19 protein-coding genes are annotated in these 20904 nt (G+C 65.6%); 4 read left to right on the forward strand and 15 right to left on the reverse strand.

The annotated features are described in order from the left end of the window. Window positions 1–41: 41 nt before the first annotated feature. Complete coding sequence (locus H585_RS0105025) at window positions 42–599, reverse strand: helix-turn-helix domain-containing protein (protein ID WP_027367011.1); 558 nt, start codon at window positions 597–599, stop codon at window positions 42–44. A 246-nt stretch (window positions 600–845) separates the two neighbouring features. Between H585_RS0105025 and topA the strand changes: the two genes are divergently transcribed. The 4 genes from topA (at window position 846) to H585_RS0105045 (ending at window position 5554) form a co-directional block, all read left to right on the forward strand. After that, window positions 846–3146 carry a type I DNA topoisomerase gene (gene topA / locus H585_RS0105030; protein WP_027367012.1) on the forward strand — a complete coding sequence of 767 codons (2301 nt, stop codon included), beginning with the start codon at window positions 846–848 and terminating at the stop codon, window positions 3144–3146. 298 nt (window positions 3147–3444) lie between these two features. Next, complete coding sequence (locus H585_RS0105035) at window positions 3445–4245, forward strand: EcsC family protein (RefSeq protein WP_027367013.1); 801 nt, start codon at window positions 3445–3447, stop codon at window positions 4243–4245. 103 nt (window positions 4246–4348) lie between these two features. After that, the gene (locus H585_RS0105040; RefSeq protein WP_027367014.1) at window positions 4349–4933 is read left to right on the forward strand and encodes a TetR/AcrR family transcriptional regulator; all 585 of its coding nucleotides are present in this window, start codon (window positions 4349–4351) and stop codon (window positions 4931–4933) included. A 102-nt stretch (window positions 4934–5035) separates the two neighbouring features. Next, a complete protein-coding gene (locus tag H585_RS0105045) occupies window positions 5036–5554 on the forward strand; it encodes a carboxymuconolactone decarboxylase family protein (protein ID WP_027367015.1) in 519 nt (172 codons plus the stop codon). 166 nt (window positions 5555–5720) lie between these two features. Here H585_RS0105045 and gspN read toward each other — a convergent pair whose 3' ends face one another. The 14 genes from gspN to H585_RS0105115 form a co-directional block, all read right to left on the reverse strand. Next, on the reverse strand, window positions 5721–6611 hold the full coding sequence (gspN, locus tag H585_RS0105050) for a type II secretion system protein GspN (RefSeq protein ID WP_027367016.1): 891 nt from the start codon (window positions 6609–6611) through the stop codon (window positions 5721–5723). A gap of 29 nt (window positions 6612–6640) precedes the next feature. Next, window positions 6641–7174, reverse strand: a complete 534-nt coding sequence (locus tag H585_RS0105055) for a type II secretion system protein M (RefSeq protein WP_027367017.1) — start codon at window positions 7172–7174, stop codon at window positions 6641–6643. Beyond that, on the reverse strand, window positions 7171–8793 hold the full coding sequence (gene pilM / locus H585_RS0105060) for a pilus assembly protein PilM (protein ID WP_027367018.1): 1623 nt from the start codon (window positions 8791–8793) through the stop codon (window positions 7171–7173). Before pilM ends, H585_RS0105055 begins: the two co-directional genes overlap by 4 nt. Before the next feature lie 19 nt (window positions 8794–8812). Beyond that, complete coding sequence (locus H585_RS0105065; protein WP_161628417.1) at window positions 8813–9916, reverse strand: type II secretion system minor pseudopilin; 1104 nt, start codon at window positions 9914–9916, stop codon at window positions 8813–8815. After that, complete coding sequence (locus H585_RS0105070; RefSeq protein ID WP_027367020.1) at window positions 9913–10791, reverse strand: PulJ/GspJ family protein; 879 nt, start codon at window positions 10789–10791, stop codon at window positions 9913–9915. The genes H585_RS0105065 and H585_RS0105070 overlap by 4 nt, the downstream gene beginning before the upstream one ends. Before the next feature lie 113 nt (window positions 10792–10904). Further along, window positions 10905–11264 (reverse strand): type IV pilus modification PilV family protein, encoded by a 360-nt coding sequence (locus tag H585_RS0105075; RefSeq protein ID WP_027367021.1) that lies wholly within the window; start codon window positions 11262–11264, stop codon window positions 10905–10907. Beyond that, on the reverse strand, window positions 11258–11803 hold the full coding sequence (locus H585_RS0105080) for a pilus assembly FimT family protein (protein ID WP_027367022.1): 546 nt from the start codon (window positions 11801–11803) through the stop codon (window positions 11258–11260). The genes H585_RS0105075 and H585_RS0105080 overlap by 7 nt, the downstream gene beginning before the upstream one ends. 63 nt (window positions 11804–11866) lie before the next feature. After that, window positions 11867–12313: a type II secretion system major pseudopilin GspG gene (gene gspG, locus H585_RS0105085; RefSeq protein ID WP_005984583.1), complete on the reverse strand. Its 447-nt coding sequence runs from the start codon at window positions 12311–12313 to the stop codon at window positions 11867–11869. A 28-nt stretch (window positions 12314–12341) separates the two neighbouring features. After that, on the reverse strand, window positions 12342–14087 hold the full coding sequence (locus H585_RS0105090; protein WP_027367023.1) for an ExeA family protein: 1746 nt from the start codon (window positions 14085–14087) through the stop codon (window positions 12342–12344). A 13-nt stretch (window positions 14088–14100) separates the two neighbouring features. Then, window positions 14101–14898 (reverse strand): hypothetical protein, encoded by a 798-nt coding sequence (locus H585_RS0105095; protein WP_027367024.1) that lies wholly within the window; start codon window positions 14896–14898, stop codon window positions 14101–14103. 49 nt (window positions 14899–14947) lie between these two features. Beyond that, entirely contained in the window at window positions 14948–16258 is a 1311-nt protein-coding gene (gspF, locus tag H585_RS0105100; protein ID WP_027367025.1) for a type II secretion system inner membrane protein GspF, read from the reverse strand. A gap of 3 nt (window positions 16259–16261) precedes the next feature. Further along, the gene (gspE, locus tag H585_RS0105105) at window positions 16262–18022 is read right to left on the reverse strand and encodes a type II secretion system ATPase GspE (protein ID WP_027367026.1); all 1761 of its coding nucleotides are present in this window, start codon (window positions 18020–18022) and stop codon (window positions 16262–16264) included. Further along, complete coding sequence (gspD, locus tag H585_RS0105110; protein WP_244432483.1) at window positions 18019–20094, reverse strand: type II secretion system secretin GspD; 2076 nt, start codon at window positions 20092–20094, stop codon at window positions 18019–18021. The genes gspE and gspD overlap by 4 nt, the downstream gene beginning before the upstream one ends. Further along, window positions 20069–20893, reverse strand: a complete 825-nt coding sequence (locus H585_RS0105115) for a type II secretion system protein N (RefSeq protein ID WP_027367028.1) — start codon at window positions 20891–20893, stop codon at window positions 20069–20071. The genes gspD and H585_RS0105115 overlap by 26 nt, the downstream gene beginning before the upstream one ends. Window positions 20894–20904: the final 11 nt, after the last annotated feature.

Raw genomic sequence — 20904 nt, forward strand, 5'->3', positions numbered from 1 at the left:
TGACCCTGGCGGGTCAGCGACTAGTGTCGCCTGACGCGACACTAGATGATCACGTCCAGGAACACGGCCGGCTTGTCATCCAGGCCGCGCAGGGCGTGGGGGAAGTTGGAGTCGAAATAGAGGCTGTCTCCGGCCTGCAGGATCACGCTGGTCTTGCCGATATGAATCTCCAGGCGGCCTTCAAGCATGTGGATGAACTCCTGACCCGGATGGTGGGAGAAGGTCAGTCCGTCCCCGGGCTTGGGGGGCACGGTGACGATGAAGGGCTCCATCTTGCGGCCCGTGAAGCGGTAGGCCAGGCTCTTGTAGGTGTAGTCCTTGCGCCGGTCCACGGCCAGGCCTTCGCCCTTGCGAATCAAGGTGTAGGCCTTGAGGTGCGCGTCGCCGCCGGAGATGAGCACGGTGGTGTCCACGCCACAGGCTTGGGCTGCCTTGAACAGGTAGCTGACCGGAATTTCGGAGGTGCCGGATTCGAATCTGGATACTTCCTCGGCGCTGGCGCCGGTCCTGCCGGCCATGTCTTCCACGCTAAAGCCGCAGGCGTCGCGCAGGCCGCGCAGGCGCGGAGCGATCTCCTCGTAGGGCTTCTTTTCCGACATGGGAACTCCTTAAGGATGGGATGGAAACGGGGAGGGCTGCCGTACTCTAAAGATGGGTGGCGGGCTGCCCGCGAGGCTGGAAATCACATATTTAGACAATGAAAGCAAACGCTCCGGCGGGATTATCGGCGGACGGCAAACTGCGTTCGGTGAGCGGCGCCCGGCCGGGAAGCCCGCCGGCGGCTCTCGGCAGGCGCGGGGTTTGCGCTTGCCATGGGGTATGGTCATGACTATACACCGCAAGTCATGGCAAAGAATCTAATCATCGTCGAGTCGCCGGCCAAGGTGAAGACCATCAAGAAATTCCTGGGCCGCGACTATATGGTCGAGGCCTCGGTGGGCCACGTGCGCGACTTGCCGCCCAACAAGATCGGCGTTGACGAGGAGCGGGGCTTTACCCCGGACTACAAGGTCATCCCCGGCAAGCAGAAGGTCGTGGCCAAGCTCAAGGCCGCCGCCGACCAAGCCGAACATATCTATCTCGCGCCCGACCCCGACCGCGAGGGCGAGGCCATCGCCTGGCATGTCGCCCATCTTATAGGCGACAAGAACAAGCAGGTCAGCCGCATCCAGTTCAACGAGATCACCAGCCGCGCGGTCAAGGAGGCCTTGGCCAACCCCAGGCCCCTGGACGAGAATCTGTTCCACTCGCAGCAGGCCCGGCGCATCCTGGACCGGCTCGTGGGCTACAAACTTTCGCCGCTGCTCTGGTCCAAGGTCAAGCGCGGCATCTCCGCCGGCCGCGTGCAGTCCGTGGCCCTGCGTATCATCGTGGACCGCGAGCGCGAGCGCCAGGCATTCCGGCCCGAGGAGTACTGGGTCTTCAAGGCCCTGCTCGAAGGACCCGAGCCGCCAGCCTTCGCGGCCGAGCTGTGGAAGGTGGAGGGCAAGAAGCCGTCCGTGGGCTCGGGCGAGCAGGCCCAGGTGCTCTACGACCGCGTCAAGGACGCGCCCTTCGTGGTCTCGGCCATCGAGGAGAAGGAGCGCCAGCGCCATCCTTCGCCGCCGTTCATCACCTCGACCCTGCAGCAGGACGCCAGCCGCCGCCTGGGCTACACGGCCAAGCGCACCATGTCCACGGCCCAGCGCCTGTACGAGGGCGTGGAGCTTGGCGAGAGCGGCGTGACCGCGCTCATCACCTACATGCGCACCGACTCCGTGCGCGTGGCAGACGAGGCGCGCGACGCGGCCCAGGCTTTCATCGTGGAGACGCTGGGCACAGACTACTACCCGCCCAAGCCCCGATATTTCAAGACCAAGTCCGGCGCGCAGGACGCCCACGAGGCCATCCGCCCCGTCGATGTGCGCGTCACGCCCGAGTCCGTGCGCAAGCACCTGCCCGCGGACCAGTACAAGCTCTACACGCTCATCTGGCAGCGCTTCATGGCCTCGCAGATGGCCGCCGCCCGCCTGCACGACACGACGGTGACCGTGGACAGCGGCCCGGCCCAGTGGCGGGCCAAGGGCGAGCGTGTGCTCTTCCCCGGCTTCCTCAAGGTCTACGGCGTGGACGAAGCCACGGACGAAAAGACCGAGGGCGAAGGCGGCGAGTCGACGTCCACCAAGGCCGCCATGTTGCCCAAGCTGGAAAAGGGCATGCAGCTCACGGTGCGCAAGCTGACCAAGGATCAGAAGTTCACCCAGCCGCCGCCGCGCTACACCGAAGCCTCGCTGGTCAAGGAACTGGAAGAGCAGGGCATAGGGCGTCCTTCGACCTATGCGGCCATCATCTCCACCCTGCTGGACCGCGACTACGCCCGACTGGAAGAGAAGAAATTCGTTCCCTCCGAGCTTGGCGTGACGGTCGTTGACCTGCTGACCAAGCATTTCCAGAGCCTCATGGACGTGCACTTCACCGCGGGCATGGAAGAGCAGCTGGACGACGTGGCCGGCGGCAAGGTCAACTGGGTCGAGCTGCTCAAGCATTTCACCGGCGACTTCTACCCTACCCTGGACAAGGCCAAGGACGAGATGGTCCAGGTCAAGGGCGGGCTGGAGACCGGCATCGTCTGCGATCTGTGCGGCAAGCCCATGAACATCCGCTTCGGCAAGAACGGCGAGTTCCTGGGCTGCTCCGGCTACCCCGACTGCAAGGGCATCAAGAACTTCACCCGCGACGAGCAGGGCCAGATCCAGATCGTCGAGCGGGCCAACGAGATGTCCGAGAAGGTCGGCACCTGCCCGGACTGCGGCAAGGATCTCGTGCTCAAGCGCTCGCGCACCGGCAGCCGCTTCATCGCCTGCTCCGGCTACCCCGAGTGCAAGCACGCCGAGCCTCATTCCACCGGCGTGGCCTGCCCGCGCGAGGGCTGCACCGGCCAGCTCGTGGAGAAAAGCTCCAAGCGCGGCAAGGTCTTCTACTCCTGCTCGACCTACCCCAAATGCGACTACGCAACCTGGGACTGGCCCATTGCCAAGCCCTGCCCGCAATGCGACTCCAAGATCCTGACCATCAAGACCACCAAGGCGCGCGGCGAGCACGTGGCCTGCCCGGAAAAGTCCTGCCGCTTCACCCGCGAGTTGGAGCCCGACGAGTCGGTTGGTTAAGAGTAAGAACTGGGAAAGGGCGCTGCCCTCTCCCAGACCCTCACCCGCCAGGGCTTAACAACGCCCTGGACCCGCGATTTATTAATGGGAAAACCCGCCAAGCTGATGTTTGGCGGGTTTTTTTTGCCTTACGGCACCCTTTGCCGATCAATCAGGGCCTGATGGCCTTGCCGTACGAAAAGCGCTATGGTCGGCAAAAGCGGAGGAACGCAGGTCCTCTGCCGATTCCGGGCGCGAGGCGCGTCCGGAACCACTGTCCGCAACCGCTCCACATGCGGAGCAAGCCGCGGAGTAGGCCATGACGGAAAAGGATCGTGAAGAGCTGCGACAGGCCCGTGAGCTGCTGGAGAGTCCCGGCCTGGCCGCGAGGCTGAGCAACCTGGCCGGCGCGCCAGTGGAAGCGGCCCTGCGCAAGCTGCCCGTAGGCGTGCGCGACGGAGTGGACAAGGCCACGCGCAAGGCCCTGGAGGGCGCGCTGAACACCGCGCTCAAGACCCTGGACAGGGACGGCACGGCCGAAAGGACCTCGCGTAACAAGCTGCACAAAACCTGGGCGGCGGCAGCCGGCGGCGTGGGCGGCCTGTTCGGATTCTCCGGCCTGCTGCTGGAGTTGCCCGTGACCACGACCATCATGCTGCGCTCCATCGCGGATATCGCCCACAGCAACGGCGAAGACCTGCGCCAGCCCGATGCCAGGCTGGCCTGTCTGGAGGTCTTCGCCCTGGGCGGCCCGTCCACGGGCGATGACGCCGCGGAAACGGGCTATTTCGCCGTACGCGCCTCCTTGGCCAAGGCCGTAGCCGAGGCGGCCAAATACGCAGCCGGCGCAAGCGCGGCCGAGAAAGGCGCGCCCGTGCTCGTGCGCCTCCTGTCCGCCATCACCAAACGCTTCGGGGTCACGGTCTCGCAGAAATTCGCAGCTCAGGCCGTGCCAGTCGTCGGGGCGTTGGGCGGGGCCGTGGTCAACTCCATTTTCATGAGCCACTTCCAGAACGTGGCCAGCGGCCACTTCACCGTGCGCCGCCTGGAACGCGCCTTCGGCAAGGACACGGTACGCACGGCCTGGGAGGCGCTTGGCAGTCGGGAACAAGCCAGATAGGTTAATGGCAGGTCATGCCGTCCTGCCAGGCTCGACAAATGGAGGACTGGAGGCGACCTGAAAACTGCTTGACGCCTATAGACGACCGGTCTAGTAGAAATCCATGCCCAAGATCGACACCAAGGAACGCATTCTGAACGCCGGGGCCGAGCTGGTGCACAGCAAAGGCTTCAACAACACGGGCATCAAGGAGATCCTTGATCTCGCAGGTGTGCCCAAGGGATCGTTCTACTTCTACTTTCCCAGCAAGGAGGCTTTCGGAGCCGAGTTGGTCGAGCACTATGCGCGTTCCGTCGGCTCATCGGCCATGGCCGTGCTCAAGGACGGCTCCCTGTCTCCTCTGGAACGCTATCGCCGTTTCCTGTTGGGCTTCGAGGAGATCTTCGCCGAACAGGGCTTTTCCAAGGGTTGTCCCATAGGCAACCTGTGCCAGGAAATGGGCGACCTGAGTGGGACCATGCGCGACAAGCTGGCCGAGGTGGTCGGCCGCATGGCCGGAGCTGTCGAATCCGTGCTGCGCGAGGCGATGAACGCGGGCGAGATTTCCCCGGATCTGGATGCGGCCGAGATGGCCCGTTTCCTCCTGGCCGGCTGGCAGGGCTCCATTCTGCTGGCCAAGGTGGACAAAAGCCTGGAGCCCATGCGCAGATTCAGGCGCATGGCCCTGGATAAGCTGCTCAAACCCTAGGATTATGGATTAGTGGTCAAGGCAGGCCGTCCCCTCATGGGTGCGGTCTCTTTTTGGGATAATTCTATATACGACCGGTCTACTACAATTTAAGGAGGACACATGAGTCTGCTTTCCTGCGTGCGGCCCGAGGCAGCCACCGGCCTGGTGGCCCAAGTCTACGAGCGTTTTCCTGCCAAGGCCGGCATCCCGGCTCCGGCACTGCTCCTGAGCGTGAGCCCTGACCTGCTGGCTGGCCAGGGCCGCTTCCTGGCCTATTATGGCGCGCATGAGCGCCTGGACCACCATTTCCTGGCCATGCTGCGCTTTCTTGTGGCCACGGCCATGGGCTTTACGCCCTGCGAGCGCTTCAATCGACAACTGATGATACTTATGGGCATGAACGAGGCCGAGGTGGATTGCCTGGCCAAGGAGCCGAGGACGGCTCCTTTCGACGAAAAGCACAAGGCCCTGCTGCTCCTGGCCCTCAAGTCGGTGACCAGGCCCGAAGCGGTAAACGCCGAAGAGACGCAGGCCCTTCGCGACATGGGCTGGACGGATCAGGACATCCTCGACGCCAGCTTCCATGGCGCGTTGCTCTTGGGTCCGGCTGTCCTCTGCCGCGCCTTTGGCGTGGAGTAGCCCGGGAGGAGCTTGTGTAGGAAGATCCGCTCTCCCTCCTAGATGAACCGTTGCTGTGGTGAAAGCAGTTTGCAAATGAAAGGATTTCACTGCTCTCTTATTTGCAAGCTGCTCTACCCGCCAACCGTCGCAAGAATGAACGCGACTGGCTGGAGCGTATGAAGCGTTACAGCATGCCTGCCAGGCTCACCAATGGCGCCACAGGGCCGTTCCATTTGGGGTGCAGGGGTTCCTTTCGGCGCAACCTGTCCGCGATGCTCCTGTCCGGAATCTTGTCCAGGTGCAGCAACGAAGGCTCCACGAGCAGCGAGCCATCCACGGTTAGCTTGCCGCCGCTCAGGGGCTTGCCTTCTTGGCCGGGCTGGAACGAGCCCTTGAGCTCCCCTTGCAAATCCCCTTCAGCCATGGCCAGGCGCTCCACGCCGAGCCGGCCGTTCAGCCAGGTCAGATCGGCTTGGACGTTGCCCAGCCGAACGACGTCGCGGGTCAGAAAGTCGCTCTTGTAGCGCGCCGCGCCGCCCGTCACGACAAGATCCGCGTTGCCCTGAAGCGCTTGCGACCCGCTCAACGGCCCCGCAAGGCTGATGCGGCCCGACAGGAGACCCTGCGCGCCGGCCTGCTCGGCCAGTTGGGGATGGCGACTTAGGTCCAGGTCATCCAAGCTTAAATCGACTTCGTAATTTTCGGGCGACGTGATGCCGTCGGCGGTGATAAGGCCCTGCAACTCGCCGCCGTAGGCCTCGGCCCGCAGCGTGAACCCGGCCTTGCCGACCAGGAATGACAGCCAAGCAGGCGTGAGCCTGACGCGGCTGGCGGTGAACAGCGGCGTATCCGGGTCCTGGGCAGAAGTCAAAGCCACGCCTTCGAGCACGAGGCCAGGAGGAAAGCGCGAGGGCGTGGCTTCCAGATAGGACAGGCGGACCACGCCCGAAGCGTTCACGGTCGAGGTCAGCCGGCCGGCCAGCACGGGCCAGGGGAATTTGATCATCGCCAGCAGGACGAGCACGGCCAAGCTAAAGCCCGTGTAGAGGAGAATGGTCGGTATTCTGCGTTTCATGTCACTTCGCCCGGCGTAGTTTTGGCTAGTCATGGCGTCTTGGTTTCAGGCGTCTTGCGCAAAGCGCTGAAGACCAGGTCCACATCCAGGGGTTTATTTTCGTGCGAGCGCATGTTCAGACGCTCCACGCCGATCCCCCGGCCTGTCGCCTGCACCGCCTGCAGGTAGGGCACCAACTGGTTCAAGCCCACGCCGTTCAGGCGCATCTCCACCACGTCATGGCGCGAGCCGTCCGCGCCCTGACGCACCGAGGGCCGGATGTACTCGATGTTCGCGCGCAGTTGCCTCTGGGTGGCCAGGTTTTCCAGCAGGGCGAACAGGGTCTGCTCGGGCTTGCCCTTGCCGGCATTGGCTGGTCGGCCGTTACGCGGGGCATTGGCCGCCAATTCGGCGTACTCCTGGCCCTGTGCCGTGACAAGGGACAGGTCTTGCTGGGCCTGGACGACACTCCGCCCCAAACTTTCACGATAGTGGGCCACGGGCAGCACGATCCACTGGATCATGGCCGCTATCAGGGCCAAGGCCAAGGCCGCGCCGAGCAGGAGTTGCCGGTCCGGCTTCATGGCTTGCCTCCCGAGGCGAGCAGTATATCCAATTGGAATTGCACGCTATTCCCATCTGGGCTGGCGGTGGCGCCCTTGAGCTCCACTTCGCCCAACCCGGCCTGCTGCAGGCCGTCCTTGATCCGTTCCACGCTGGCGAAGGCGTCCGAGCGCGCGCTGATGCGCACGGCCTGCTCGTCCAGCCCCAATTGGCTGATGGTCATGGGCAGGTCCGCGGGCACGGCCTGGGAAATCGCGGCCAGGATGTGCAGGGCAGTGGCGTGGCCAGCGCCGTCATTCTGGCTGCCCTGGCGCAAGCCGGCCAGGCGCTCGGCCAGGATGCTGGCCCGCTGGCTGCGCGTGAATCCGGGCTGCACGTCGGGCAGGGCTTGCTTGTAGGCCTCGTCCAGGCGAGCCTCCAGCGCGGCCAGACGTTGCCGCTTGAGCACTATATCCGTGGTGTTGGACAAGACGTAGCCGAGCACGAGCACGGCCAGCAGCGCCGAAACCAGGGCCAGATAGCGGCGCGGATCAAAGGCGTTGCGCCGCATGGCCGCGCCCTCGGCGTGGAAATTCATGCCCGCCTCGGACGGCAGGAACATGGGCGCGCCGCGCAGGGCCAATCCGTATGCCACGGCCAACTCGTCCCCTGGGACCTGCGAGCCGTCGGGCATGGCGCGCAAACCGAAGCCGCCGCATTGCGCAATGCGCTGCACCGGGGCCTGCAGGCGCGTTTCCAACAGCCTGCCCAATCCCTGCACGGCGGCGGCCCGGCCGCTGAGCACAACCAACTCGGGCGGCACGGACTCTCCATCGGCTGCGGCGCGCAGGGTCAACCGGATATCGCGCGCCAAGTCGTCCACGGCCGCCTGCACGCGCCGGGCAGCCTCGCCGCCGGCGGCCAGCGCGGCCTGCAGCTCCATGCCAGCTTTTACGGGAACAGTCGCGCGGGTGGCTGCAAGGTTACTTGCGGACGTTTCCCGTTCGCCATCATTCGAGGATTGATTCGCGGCCAAGGCCTTGTCCAGGTCCAGCAGGCCGAAACGCAGGCCGCGCATGGCCGTCGGTTTGCCGTCCACGCGCCAAAAGATGGCGCTGGCCTCCGCCCTGATATCGAGAAAGAGCACCTTGCCGGGCAGGCCGGTCAAGGGCGCGGCGGCGGCCAACAAGGCGTCGGCGGTCACGTCCACGACCTGCAGGGGCATGCCGGACGCGGCAAAGGCCTCCAGCCAGCTTTCCAGCGCCTTGCGCGGCATGGCCGCGGCCAGGACCTGCTGCTCGCCGCCAACTCCCCGGCCGGCCTTGACCATGTCCAGGGCCAGCGCATCCACGGACAAGGGCATGTGCGCGTCCATCTCCAGGTCGAGCACCTGGCGGATCTTGCCGGCGGAGGTGAAGGGAAAGTCCAGGCGGCGGAACATGGCCTGGCTCGTGGGCAAGCCCAGGGCATACACGTCGCTCAGCAGTCCGCGAGTTTCGGCCAGCCGACGCACCGCTGCCGCCGTGGCCGGCAGGTCGGCTCCGGCGGGCAGGTCCGCCCTGGCCCAGCCCGTGACCGTCAGACGCACGAACTGCCTCGTGAGCTGCACCATGCACACGCCGCGCGGCGTGAGGTCTATGCCCAGAATTGTCTCGGCCATGAATCTCCTTCAGCCGGGCTCAGCCCAGCACCTTGCGTTCCAGGCTTACCCGCGACACGGGCTTTTGCGGATCGGCTTGGCCCGCCGTGCGCCGCAACACGGCGCGCAGACTGCGTTGCACGGCCCCTGCCTTGGCCGTCACGACAACCTGGAACACGTCACTAGACACGCTCAACAGCTCTTGCTGCAAGGTGACCTGCTCATAGCCCGACAAGGCCGTCTTGTACCAGTCCGTCTTGTTCAGCAAGCCTGCATTGTCCTGGCTCGCGCGGAAGGCGAGCATGTCCTGGGCCAGGTTGGCCGCCGTGGCCCGGCTCACGTCGTCCGGACACAGAGCCATGAGCACCAGGGCCGGGGCTGTATTGATGTTGACCTTGCTGCCGTGCACCGTGAGCAGGTCGCGCAGGCCCGGAACGCCCTGGCCGCCGTAAAAGAGTCCCCTCGGCATGCCGCGCACCAGCAGCAGCTCGTCCAGGGAAGCCATGGCTGCGTTGCGTGGGCGGTAGGCGACTTCCTCAGCCATGTAGAGCGGCTTTTCGAACTCGCCATCCTCGTCGGCATCGATCCAGTCGCGCATGGCCGTCACCAGCCGCGCGGCCGACTCCTGCTCCAGGTTGTACGGCGGCCCGACCAGCAGGCGCTGCATGACCTGCCGGCCCGTCTCTGTAGTCATGGCGCTCAACGGGAAACGGCCGTCCTCCGGGCTGATCTCCACCCGCAGCACGCCCGTCTGGAAGTTCAGAGTCTTCTTCGCATCCTCGTCCTCGAAGAAGGTGACCCAGAGATCCGTGGGCGCATCGTAGTCGTTCAGGTCCATGTCGCGCTCCAGGAGCAGTGCGGCCAGACGCAGGCCGGATTCGCACAGCTCGCGGCACTGCACGCCGCCCAAATAGGTCCCGGCGCTTTCAACCTCGATCTGGGCCCGGCGCAAGGACTCGATGGCCACCATGGACAGCACGCTCATGAGCACGAGCACGAGCATGAGCGCCCCGCCGCGTTGGCCGCCGGGGCGGTCCGGGGGAAGACTGGGAAGGGCTTTGCCCTCCCCAGACCCCACCCACCAGGGGGTGACGACCCCCTGGACCCGCGAGGTTCTTTTGTGAGGTCCTGTGGCCCAGTTCATGGAGTTTCCTCGCCTTGCTGGGAATCCTCCTGCTCCAGCTGCGTATCCTCCTGTAGCAACTCTGGGTCGAGGCTCAACCAGTCCGTGAATTCCCGCCTGCCTTCCTCGTCCGCCAGCACGAGGCGCACGCCGGCGCTGGCAGGCAGCGCCTTGGCCGTTACGGGCTGGCCCAGGCCGCCCGTGCCCCAGGAATCCAGCTTCTGGCCGCCGCGCGCGCGAAAGCCGATGGTCAGCTCCTTGACCCGGTCGCACAGCTCCACCTCGGTCCAGCCGTCGCCCACAGAGTCCTCGGGATAGATGTCCGGGTCCAGGCGCTCCTTGCGCACCAGGCGCATGGGCTTGCCCTTGTCGAACATGCCCGTGTCCTCCAGAGGCCGCAGCACGTACTGCACGCGCACGAGCTTGTCGCCCCGCGCGGCGTCCTCGAAATCCAGGCTAGAGCAGGTGGTCAGCTCCAGAACGATCCTGCCCCGGCGGAAACTCCTGGCCAGGTCCGGGTTGCGGCTTACGTCCGGCAGCTCCTCCTCGCGGTCGCCGCCGGCCAGCAGCGGGACCACCTGGGACTGGTCGGCCTGGGTCGCCTGGCTCTGACTCTGGGTCTCCTCGGCGGGCGGATGCAGCCCTGCCAGGTCGTCGCCGATCTGGCGCAGCACGAGCCTGCCGGTCTGCAGCAGCTCGCCCTGGCCGCGCACCTGCTCGGCCACGTCCATGACCCCGGCATAGACGCCGTACAGGCCCGTAAAAGCGATGGCCATGACAAAGGCGGCGATCATGACCTCCAGCAAGGTGAAGCCGGCTTGAGCAATATGCCTCCGGCGGCCGGGGGAAATCATTCCCCCCGGACCCCCCGCATTTTTAGAAAAGCCGCAACGCATCGAGTAGGCCGGTTCCTCCGGCCTACTCGAAATGTGGGGTCCAGGGGAATCATTCCCCTGGTGGGGAGAGGTTTGGAGAGGGGCAACGCCCCTCTCCACCTCTTCTCTACTTCTTATCTCCGCCACAGCAGCTTCTCCACGCGAGCGGGTCGCGGGTCGTTCTTGCCCCGGCCCACTTCCACGCGCACGAGGAACAGTTCCGGCAGGCTCGTGGGGTTGATTTCCAGTTCCCAATGCCATTCCCTGGCATCCTCGAAATCGCCGTCAAGCAGGGACCAGATATTGGGCCCGGCGGCTTCGACCTCGTCGAGCTTGGACAGGGCCAGCCCCATGGCCTGCTGCGAGTCGCCCGAGCGGATGAGGCCGTCCTGGCTGAGCAGCCCGGCCTTGATCACCGCGACCAGGGAAATGGACAGCACGGCCACGGCTATGAGCACTTCCAGCAGGGTGAATCCGGCCTGTCGCCTCACCATGGATTGGCCTCGGCCAGGGTTTCCCAGGTCACTTCACCCTGGTATGTCGCCAGGCGCGCGTCGAAGGGCCGCACGGCCAGGGTCCAGGCCTCCTTGCCGCTGCGCAGCACGATGAGCGCAGGCCGAGCCAGCCCCTTGGCCTGTATGGCGATCCGGGCCACGCCGCTGGTCACGGGCTCTGCATCCTGAAAGGACACGGACGCGCAACGCAGGCCGCCCGGCAGGCTGCGCCGGCCCTTGCGCTCGCCGCCCCCGGCCAGCCAGCACGTGCCCTTGGCCAAGTCGATGCACAAGGCCCTGGACTGGCCGCTCATCATGGCCTGGTTGCGGCCCTCGGCCAGCAGTCCGGACAGGCCGCGCAGGGCGGCCTTGAGGTCACCCTCGCGCGAGACCAGGCCCAGGTTGGGCAGCAGCAGGCCGAGCATGATGCCGATGATCGCCAGGACCACCACCAGTTCGGCCAGCGTGAAGCCGGCGCTGCCCTTTTGGCTTGGGAGCGGCTGCCTGCTGTGTTCGAAATGGGTGCGAACTGGCGTCAAACCGGGAAAACCTCGTTCATGCGCCAGCCCGCGATGCAGTTGCGAGGCTGGCTATGCGCTACGCTACTGGATTTCCCAGTTCCTGACGTCGGCATCGCCGCCCTCGCCGCCTTCCTTGCCGTCGCCGCCCAGGGAGATGATATCGAAATCGCCGTGCTGGCCGGGGCTGATGTACACATAGTCGAAGCCCCAGGGGTCCTTGGGCATCTTGGGCAGATAGCCGCCGCGCGGATAGTTGCGCGCATCGCGGCCCACGCTGGGCTTTTGCACCAGCGCCTGCATGCCCTGCTCGGTGCTCGGGTAGAAGCCGTTGTCCAGGCGGAACTGCTTGAGCGCGGTGGACAGGCTCTCCATCTGCATCTTGGCCTTTACCTGCCGGGCCTGATCGGGCTGGTCCATGATGCGCGGCACGATAAGCCCGGCCAGAATGCCCAGGATGACGATGACCACCATTAGCTCGATGAGCGTGAAGCCGAGTTCCTTGTTACGCTTGCTTTCTTTCCGACACATGCTGTTCTCCTTGCGCGTTCGACAGCCCCTATCGCCGGGGCATGATTTGCAACAGGTATCTTTCGCCCTGCATGACCACTAATACGTATTCCTCGCCGATGGCCGCCACATTGCCGCCGGCCAGTGTTTCGCCAATGCGCACGATGGCCTCGCCCACCAGGGCCATGCGCTCTTCGGGCACGGCGCTCCAGGCGATGGCCTGTACGCGCGCCTTAGCCAGCTCCGGCGGCAGATCCTGGCCATGGCGGATGGGACCCCAGATCGGCTCCAGCTTCTCCACGAGCGCCCGCGTGACCTCCTCGGGCGGCGGAGGAGCCGGACGGGCCGGTGGAGCTTGCGAGTCGTCCGCCCGTGGCGGATCTTCCGCCTGAAGCTGTTCCATGGTCTCCAACTCGGATTCTTGCGGCGACCGTCCCTCCGGGAGTGCGGGCACTGCGGACGGGTCGTCCATACCAGGCCTGATCTCCGGCTCCGGAGTCGTTTCCAGGGCCCAACTTCCGTCCACGGGATCGGGCAGCGTCCGCCAGCCATCGCCAGTCGTGGTCCTGGGCTCCCTTGAATTCTGAGCCGCCTGGATTTCTTGGGGCGACGTTTGCGCCCCTTGCTGCACTGGAGCCGCCCCATTGGGCGCACCGAGTGAATGCGCGTTGCTGGCGACACCGGCCATCGGGACTGGTGGGACTGCCGGAACGGCTGGGACAAGCGGGGAAGGCTCGGCCGCCGGGGCGGCGGCTGACTGCGTTGACATCTTTTCCCGGCCCAGCATGGCTCGCCAGAGCTCGGGCACGTGCACTTCGCGCACAACCAGCAGCAAGGCCAAGCCGACGGCCAGGGCCAGAGGCGTGGCGGTCATCCAGGCTAGCCAGCGGCCTCGGCGCATGCCTGCCTCGCGAAACAGGCTATCGTAGGCAGGCCCAGCGGCCGCAAGGCGCACCATGGCCGGGCTGACCTGGGATTTGCCCGAGCGCGCGCAGACCTCCAGGCTCAGGCGGCAGAGCATGTTCACCAGCCGGGGCCTGCCGCCCGAGCGGCGCTGCACCGCCGACAAGGCGCGGGGGCTGAACAGCTCCTGGTCGCTGCCGGCATGGGCCAGCCTGTGACGCACATACTCGTTGAGTTCGGCCTTGCCGAGCGGCTGCAGCCAGTGGCGGCTGCCGATGCGCTGGTTGAGCGAACCGAACCTGGGGGTGGCCAGCAAGTCCAGCAGGCCGGGCACGCCGGCCAACACCACCTGCAGGAGCGGCACGCCCGAAATCTGAAGATTGGAGAGCACCAGCAGCCGATCCAGCAGGGCCGGGTCCAGCAGATGCGCCTCGTCCACGAAGACGACGCAGACCTTGCGCTCCATGTGCTGGCGTCGCAGGAAACCTTCCAAGGCGTCCAGGCATTCCTTGGCCGAGGCCGTTTCCGGCGCCTCGACCCCCAGCGCCGCTGCGATCTGCCGGAAGAACTCGGTTTCGTCCACGAAGGGGTTGCCCAGGTAGCCCATGACGAACTCGTGGCCATAGGCCATGAGCACGAAGTTGCACAGGGTGGTCTTGCCCGTGCCGAAGTCGCCCAGCACGAGGTGCAGGCCCAGTCGGTCGCGCAGGGCGCGCACCAGGCCTTCCAACAGTTGTTTGTGCACCGCGCCGCTGTAGAAGAACGTCGAGCCCGGCGCGTTGGCGAAAGCGCGCATGGCCGCTGCCATGCCAGCGGCCCTGGCCGCCTGGTCCGGGGCCGGAGCGGCGGCCGGATTGGGGCGGGATCGCACCTTTGGGCTTCGCTTCAGCATGGCCGCGCCTTTGTCAGCGGATTACGTTCCACGTGCCGGAGGTCGTGTTGTCCGCGCTCGTGGTTGGCGAGGGCGGGGCTTTCCCGGCCTGCTGGCTTTCGGGCTTGGAAGGCTTCTCCGGCTCTTGCGCGGGCGTGTCCACGCGGGCTGCGGGGTCCGGAGTTCCGCGCCGGCCTTGAAACATCTCCTGCATGCGTTGCCAGCTCTCGGGCTGGCCTTCGGCCTGTCCCGGACCTTGCGCCTGGGCCTGCTGCGGCTCGCTCATGGACACGCTGAAGGTCTGCCCGGTCTGGTCCTTCATGGTCACGCGGCGCTGCTCCACGTCCACGAGGGTGTAGTTTGGACCGCTTTCGCCCTCGCTCGTAGCCTCGTCGCGCACCGTTTGGCCCTGTTCCACGATGTGCGCCTTTTTCTTGTCGGAGAAGAGCAGGAAGCGCAGCATGGCCGACTTGCGCTCACCCAGGATGCTGGTGCCCAGGAGCTGCACCTCTTCCTTGCGTTCGGGCGCATCCTTCTGCCCTGCCCGTTGCGCGGCTTGGTCCGCCACCGCCCGGCGATTCTCGGAGAACAGGTTCTGTTCCGCGATGACCTGATACCGGCTCGGGTCGCTGGGCGGCTCCTGGAAGAGCGCCTCCATTTGGCCGATGTCCACTTCCGCCTTGGGTTCGGGCGCCTTGCTCGGCGCTTGCAGGTCGATTTCGGCGCTTTCCTGGTAGATATCCCAGGCCAGGGCCAAACCCGCCGCGCTGACGATGATGAGCAAGGCGGATATGTAGTACCTGATGCTCAGGCCTTTGGGTCTTGGTCGCATATGTTTTTTCCTCGGCTTCTCCGGACTCGCCATGGAACGTCGGCGGATGTCAGCGCACCAGGCTGCTCATCTCGAAGATCGGCAAAAGCACGGCCAGCACCACGAAGCCCACGATGCCTCCGAGCGCCAGGATCATAACAGGTTCCAGCAGCGAGGTCATGATTGCCAGTCGCGTGGATATCTCGTTCTCGTACAGCTCGGCCACCTTGAAGAGCATGGAGTGCAGCTCGCCGCTCTGCTCGCCCGCGGAGAGCATTTGGATCATGGTGGGCGGAAACACGTCGTGCCGGGACATGGCCTCGGCCAGCCCGGCGCCTTCGCTGACTTCCTTGCTCACATCGTCCACGGCGTCCTGCAGAATCACGTTGGAAACCACGCTGCGCACGATGTCCAGAGAGATAAGCAGCGTCACGCCGTTGGCCAGCAGCGTGCCGAAGGTGCGCGAGAAACGCGCGATGGCGATGGCGTGCGTCAGCCGGCCCACCACGGGCATGCGCAGCCGCCAGGAGTGCAGCTTTCTGCGGCCCTGCGGCTTGCGTGCGTACCTGGACAGGCCGAACCAGGCTCCCAGGCCGGCCAAGGGAGCGAGAAACCACCAGTCGCGAAAGGCAGTGCTCACGGCGATGAGTATGGTCGTGGGCAGGGGCAGGGCCCGTTGCAGATCCACGAATATCTCGGTGATGCGTGGCACCACGTAGACCATGAGGAAGAAGACGATGCCCAGGCCCACGAAGAGCATGAGCAGCGGGTAGGTTATCGCGGACCAGATCTTGCGCCGCAGCTCCATCTCCTGTTCGGCGAAGTCGGCCAGCCGGGCCATGACCAGTTCCAGCGCGCCGCTCTGCTCGCCGGCCTGAACCATGGTCGCGTAGGTCGTGCCGAATACGCCGGGATGCTGAGCCAGGGCCGATGAGAGGCTCGCGCCCTCCTTGACCCGTTCGCGCACCTGGGCCAGCACCGTGTACAGGGCCGTTCCCTTGATCTGCGCCAGAATCGCCGTGAGCACCTGCTCCAGGGGCAGGCCGGCGCTGAGCAGGGTGGACATCTGGCGCGTGGTCGCGGCCAGCTCCGAGCGCTTGACCCGCTTGAGCCCCAGGGACATCGAGAACAGGCGGGAGCGCCGCCCGGGCGCGTCCTTGCGGGCGATGCGCCCGGCCCGTCCGGCCCGTCCGGCCCGTCCGGCCAGGCCTGGCCGCCCGGCTTGCACGGCCGGTTGTTCGGACCTGGCCTCGTTGATGCGGCTGGGGAAGAGGCCTCCGGCGCGCAGCTTCTGGCGCGCCACGCGGGCGTCGTCGGCGTCGATGACGCCCTTCCTTGATTTGCCCGCGGCATCTATGGCGACATATTCGTAGACCGGCATGGCTTACAGCAGGGTCACGCGCATGACTTCGTCGAGGGTGGTCACGCCGTTCAGGACCCGGCGGATGCCGTCCTGACGTAGTGTGACCATGCCCTCGCTCAGGGCCAGCTTGCGGATCTGGTTGGCGTCCGAGTTGCGCACGACGAGATCCTGCAAGGACTCGGTCAGGCGCATGAACTCATAGATGGATGTCCGGCCGCGATAGCCGGTCTGCATGCACTCGGAACAGCCCACGGCGCGGTGCACCACGGGCGCGGCGTCCTCGCATAGTCCCATCTCGCGCAATTCCTTGGCCGAGGGCGTGTCTTCGCGCTTGCACGCGGGGCAGAGCACGCGCACGAGGCGCTGGGCGATGATGGTGCGCACGGCCGAGGAGACCAGGAAAGGCTCGATGCCGATGTCGATGAGCCGGGTCACGGCGCTGGGCGCGTCGTTGGTGTGCAGGGTGGAGAAGACGAGGTGGCCCGTGAGAGAGGCCTGGATGGCGATCTCGGCCGTCTCGCGGTCGCGTATCTCGCCCACCAGGATCACGTCCGGGTCCTGGCGCACCATGGAGCGCAAGCCCTTGGCGAAGGTCAGGTCGATCTTGGCATTGACCTGCATCTGGCCGATGCCGTCGAGCTGATACTCGATGGGGTCCTCGATGGTCAGGATGTTCTTGTCCGGCGAGTTGATGGACGACAGGGCCGCGTAGAGCGTGGTGGTCTTGCCGCTGCCCGTGGGGCCGGTGACCAGGATGATGCCGTGCGAAAGCTGGGTCAGGCGGCGCATCTCGGCGTGGTGGTCCGGGCCCATGCCCAGCTCCTCCAGGGACAGCAGGCGCGCGTTCTTCTCCAGCAGGCGCATGACCACGCGCTCGCCGAAGGCCGTGGGCAGGCTGGACACGCGCAGGTCCACCTGACGGTTGCCGATGCGCACCTCAATGCGGCCGTCCTGGGGCAAACGCTTCTCGGCGATGTTCAGCTTGGCCATGATCTTGATGCGCGAGGCCACGGGGGCCTGCAGCCGTTTGGGCAGATGCAGGATGTTGTGCAGCACGCCGTCCAGGCGGAAGCGCACCAGCAGCTCGTTCTTGAAGGGCTCGACGTGGATGTCGCTGGCCCGGCTCTTCACGGCCTGGGCCAGGATGTGGTTCACGAGCTTGATGACCGGCGCGTTGGACGTCTCGTCCAACAGGTCCTCGCTGCCGCCGCGCTCCAGCTCCGAGAGCAGCCGGTCGTCGTCCTCTTCCACGCCCAGGTCCTGGATGATCTGGTCGGCCCGGCTGTCGGCCTGGGCAAAGGTCTGGTTGATGGCTTCCAGGATGACCTCGGCCGGAGCCATGGCGAAATTCACTTCGGCCTTCGCCCTGCCGTCCGCCCCTCCATCAGTAAGAATCAGGCGAAGCTCGTCCATGACCTCCACGCGCAGCGGGTCGCCCACGAGCACGAGCAGACAGCCGGCCTCTCCCTTTACCGGCAGCACGAGGTTCTGCTTTAGGTAGGCGATGGGCAGTCCGCGCACCAGGGACAGATCCAGCCAGCCCTCCTCCACGTGCGGCACGAAGTGCAGGCCCAGCTCCAGGGCCAGTTCCTCGGGGCTCGGCTCCCGGCCGCCGGAGTCCGGCTTGCCGAGCGAAGGAGGCGGGTAGGTCTGGAACGGCGCATCATTGTCGAGTCTCACCTGACCTGATCTGGCCTCACCGGAGAGCTTCGCGTCGCTTGAGTCGGCGGGGTTCAGCATGGCCCGCACACGACCCATTTGTTCGCGCAGCGTGACACTCATCTCACCTCCGCCGGCACCCGCGTCTCGGCACGATCCTCGACACGGTCCAGGCGCGGGCCGGGCGAAACCAGGGGCATGAGCACGGGCAGCACCCGGTCGTCGCCGTCAAACTGGAGGCGCTCAAACTCCTTGAGCTTGGCGATGTACAGGTCCTGGGCCTTCTCGGGGCTGTCCACCACGCGCGGGGTGATGAACACGAGCAGGTTGGTTTTGCGCTCCTCACGGGTGTCGTAGCGGAACAGCCAGCCGAGCAGGGGGATGTCGCCCAGCAGCGGAACCCTGCTTGAGCTGTTCGTCGCGCTCTTGCCGATAAGGCCCGAGAGCACCACGGTCTGGCCCTCGCGGATGACCACCGCGGTCTCGGTGGTGCGCTTGCGCGTCACGGGCAAGGTGCTCACGCCCGTGGCGGCTTGGTCGACCTCCGAGAACTCCTGGAAGATCTTCAGCTTGATCATGCCGCCCTCGTTGATCTGGGGCGTCAGTTTCAGGATGGTGCCAACGTCGCGGTAGGTAAACTGAGTGACTATATTGTTCAAATCATTGAGGGTTGACGTTTGACTCGTCTGGTAGGGCCTGTTCTCGGCTACGGTGATGGAGGCTTCCTGGTTGTCCAGGGTCATGATCTGGGGCGTGGAGATGATGTTGAAGTCACTGTTGATCTTGCCCGCGGCGATGAGGGCGTTCAGGTTGGTGTAAGTCACGCCGTTGATGGTCACGGGGATGGCCGCCGCGCCGATGCCGAACACGGTTCCGGGGTTGAGCACGCTTTCGCTCAGGCCCGCCGGGTTGGAGAAGCCGCCCGCCACGCCCTCGCGGCCGCCGATGCCCACGTCCACGACGCCCTGGAGCTTGCTCCCGAACTCGACGTTCTCAGTGGAGGAGACCTCCATGATGAGCGCCTCCACGAGCACCTGCTTGCGTGGGGTGTCCAGGGACCGCAGGAGCTCCTCGATCAGGGTGAAGTCGTCGGCCCCGGCGGTGATGACCAAGCTGTTGGTGGCCTTGTCCGCCAGGATGGTCACGCCCGAGGAGATGACCGGCGTGACCACGCCGGATTCCTTGGGCGCCTGGCCCCCGGCCGCGGCCGAGCCGGTGGTTTTGCCCACCAGCCCGTTGAGCACGTCGGCCAGCTCCGTGGCGTCGGCATGCTCCAGCTTGTATACGCGCACGTTGCCCTGGCCCCTGGGCGAGGGGCGGTCGATCTGGACCACTATGGAGCGCAGCCGCTCGATGTCGCGGGCCTCGCCATAGGCTATGAGCGCGTTCATGCGCTCGTCCGGCACGATGCTCAGGCTCGTCTGAGCCGTCTTGCCCTGCTCGCGGACTCCGCTCTCCCAGAACTTGGCCAGGCTGGACGCGGTCTTCTCGGCCGAGGCGTATTCCAGGGGAATCACCGCAACCGTGCCTTCGGTCCCGCGCACGTCGATGGCCCGCACGATGGTCAGCAGGCGGCGCAGGTTGGATTCGGAATCCGTGACGATGAGCATGGACGAAGGCGCGTAAGCCGTGATGAGCCCGCTTCTGGAGACCATGGGCGCGAGCATCTTGAGCACGTCCTCGACCCGCACGTGATTGAGCTGGACGAGCTGGGTTACGAAAGAGTCGCCGTAGCGGTCCAGGCGCGGAATGGTGAAGGTTTCCAGGCCCGTGGTCGGGCTTTCGCGGATGGGCAGGATCTTGGTCACCTGGCCTGCCGGCACGGCCATGAAGCCATAGACCGCCAGCACGGACTCGAAGACCTTGTAGGCCTCGTCCACGGAAATGCGCCGAGGCGAAACTACGGTTACCCGGCCGCGGACCTTGTCGTCCATGACGAAGTTGCGGCCCGTGAGCTCGCTTATGAATTTGACGAAGATCTGGATGTCCACGCCGTTGAAGTCCATGCTGATGTTCTGTTGACCCTGGGCGGCCTGTGGCCGCGCCTGAGCCTGGAGGGAGTCGGGCAAGACGGCCAGGATCAGTCCCGCCAGCAGCGCGGCCAGGACTAGGCGTTGAGCGACCTCTCCCAGCCTGAGCGTGCTGGTGTGCATGGCGGCTTGCCCGGCGTTACTGGAGCGTAAAGGTAAGGTCATGCTTTCTTCCGCGTCGATATAGGTTCACGGTGACAGTATCATGTTGCGGCAGGGAATTGTAGAGTTCCGTGAACTGATTTGGGTCCGTGATCTCCTGACCGTTGATCCCGGTGACGATATCTCCGTTTTGCAGGTTCAAGCGCTCGAAGACGCTGCCGCTCTGGATGCTGCTGAGCCTGTAGCCTTTCGTGTCCCCGCGCGAAACCTTTTCGATCTGCGCCTGCTGCATGACCTGACCAAGATTCTGCATCGATTCCTCGATGGTCTGGCGATTCAAGGCAAAGTCCGAAGATGAGCCGGACTCTGGCGGCTGTTCGGAAGCTGACGCAGCCCCCAGGTCGTCGCCCATGGTCAGCAGCACGTCGCCCTGGGCCGTGCCCAGCACCGCCGACTTGCGCTGCACGGACTTGAGCGTCACGCCCGGCCGCACGGGCTGGCCCACGCGGAAGAAGTCCTGGGCCTTGCCGGCGCGATCGAAGATGATGGCCGCCACACCCTGGTCGGCGTCGGCCACCACGGTGCCCACAAGGTCGAGGCCGATCTCTCGTTTGACCGGCTCCGCCTGGACGGACTTGCTTGGGCCGACCAGAGCCGCCTTGCCGAAGAGATTGCGCTCCACGATGCGGCTGATGGGCAGCTTGGCCTGAGCCTGCTCGGACTTTTTCGCGTTGGCGCGACGCGGGGCGACAATGGCCGTTTCAGGGGTCAGCACGTGCGCCACGACGGTCATGCCCGCGTCCACGGCGAAATAGAGTCCCAGGGCGATGAGCGCCAGGTGTGCGACCATGCGCAAGCTCATGTCCCGCTCCT

It is taken from the genome of Desulfocurvibacter africanus subsp. africanus DSM 2603 (genome assembly GCF_000422545.1).
GTDB classification, from domain to species: Bacteria; Desulfobacterota; Desulfovibrionia; order Desulfovibrionales; family Desulfovibrionaceae; genus Desulfocurvibacter; species Desulfocurvibacter africanus.

Bases quoted from the DNA above. Each gene is read 5' to 3' on its own strand.
- H585_RS0105025 (WP_027367011.1), bottom strand. From the start codon at position 599: ATGTCGGAAAAGAAGCCCTACGAGGAGATCGCTCCGCGCCTGCGCGGC.
- topA (WP_027367012.1), top strand. From the start codon at position 846: ATGGCAAAGAATCTAATCATCGTCGAGTCGCCGGCCAAGGTGAAGACC.
- H585_RS0105035 (WP_027367013.1), top strand. From the start codon at position 3,445: ATGACGGAAAAGGATCGTGAAGAGCTGCGACAGGCCCGTGAGCTGCTG.
- H585_RS0105040 (WP_027367014.1), top strand. From the start codon at position 4,349: ATGCCCAAGATCGACACCAAGGAACGCATTCTGAACGCCGGGGCCGAG.
- H585_RS0105045 (WP_027367015.1), top strand. From the start codon at position 5,036: ATGAGTCTGCTTTCCTGCGTGCGGCCCGAGGCAGCCACCGGCCTGGTG.
- gspN (WP_027367016.1), bottom strand. From the start codon at position 6,611: ATGAAACGCAGAATACCGACCATTCTCCTCTACACGGGCTTTAGCTTG.
- H585_RS0105055 (WP_027367017.1), bottom strand. From the start codon at position 7,174: ATGAAGCCGGACCGGCAACTCCTGCTCGGCGCGGCCTTGGCCTTGGCC.
- pilM (WP_027367018.1), bottom strand. From the start codon at position 8,793: ATGGCCGAGACAATTCTGGGCATAGACCTCACGCCGCGCGGCGTGTGC.
- H585_RS0105065 (WP_161628417.1), bottom strand. From the start codon at position 9,916: ATGAACTGGGCCACAGGACCTCACAAAAGAACCTCGCGGGTCCAGGGG.
- H585_RS0105070 (WP_027367020.1), bottom strand. From the start codon at position 10,791: ATGCGTTGCGGCTTTTCTAAAAATGCGGGGGGTCCGGGGGGAATGATT.
- H585_RS0105075 (WP_027367021.1), bottom strand. From the start codon at position 11,264: ATGGTGAGGCGACAGGCCGGATTCACCCTGCTGGAAGTGCTCATAGCC.
- gspG (WP_005984583.1), bottom strand. From the start codon at position 12,313: ATGTGTCGGAAAGAAAGCAAGCGTAACAAGGAACTCGGCTTCACGCTC.
- H585_RS0105090 (WP_027367023.1), bottom strand. From the start codon at position 14,087: ATGCTGAAGCGAAGCCCAAAGGTGCGATCCCGCCCCAATCCGGCCGCC.
- H585_RS0105095 (WP_027367024.1), bottom strand. From the start codon at position 14,898: ATGCGACCAAGACCCAAAGGCCTGAGCATCAGGTACTACATATCCGCC.
- gspF (WP_027367025.1), bottom strand. From the start codon at position 16,258: ATGCCGGTCTACGAATATGTCGCCATAGATGCCGCGGGCAAATCAAGG.
- gspE (WP_027367026.1), bottom strand. From the start codon at position 18,022: ATGAGTGTCACGCTGCGCGAACAAATGGGTCGTGTGCGGGCCATGCTG.
- gspD (WP_244432483.1), bottom strand. From the start codon at position 20,094: ATGACCTTACCTTTACGCTCCAGTAACGCCGGGCAAGCCGCCATGCAC.
- H585_RS0105115 (WP_027367028.1), bottom strand. From the start codon at position 20,893: ATGAGCTTGCGCATGGTCGCACACCTGGCGCTCATCGCCCTGGGACTC.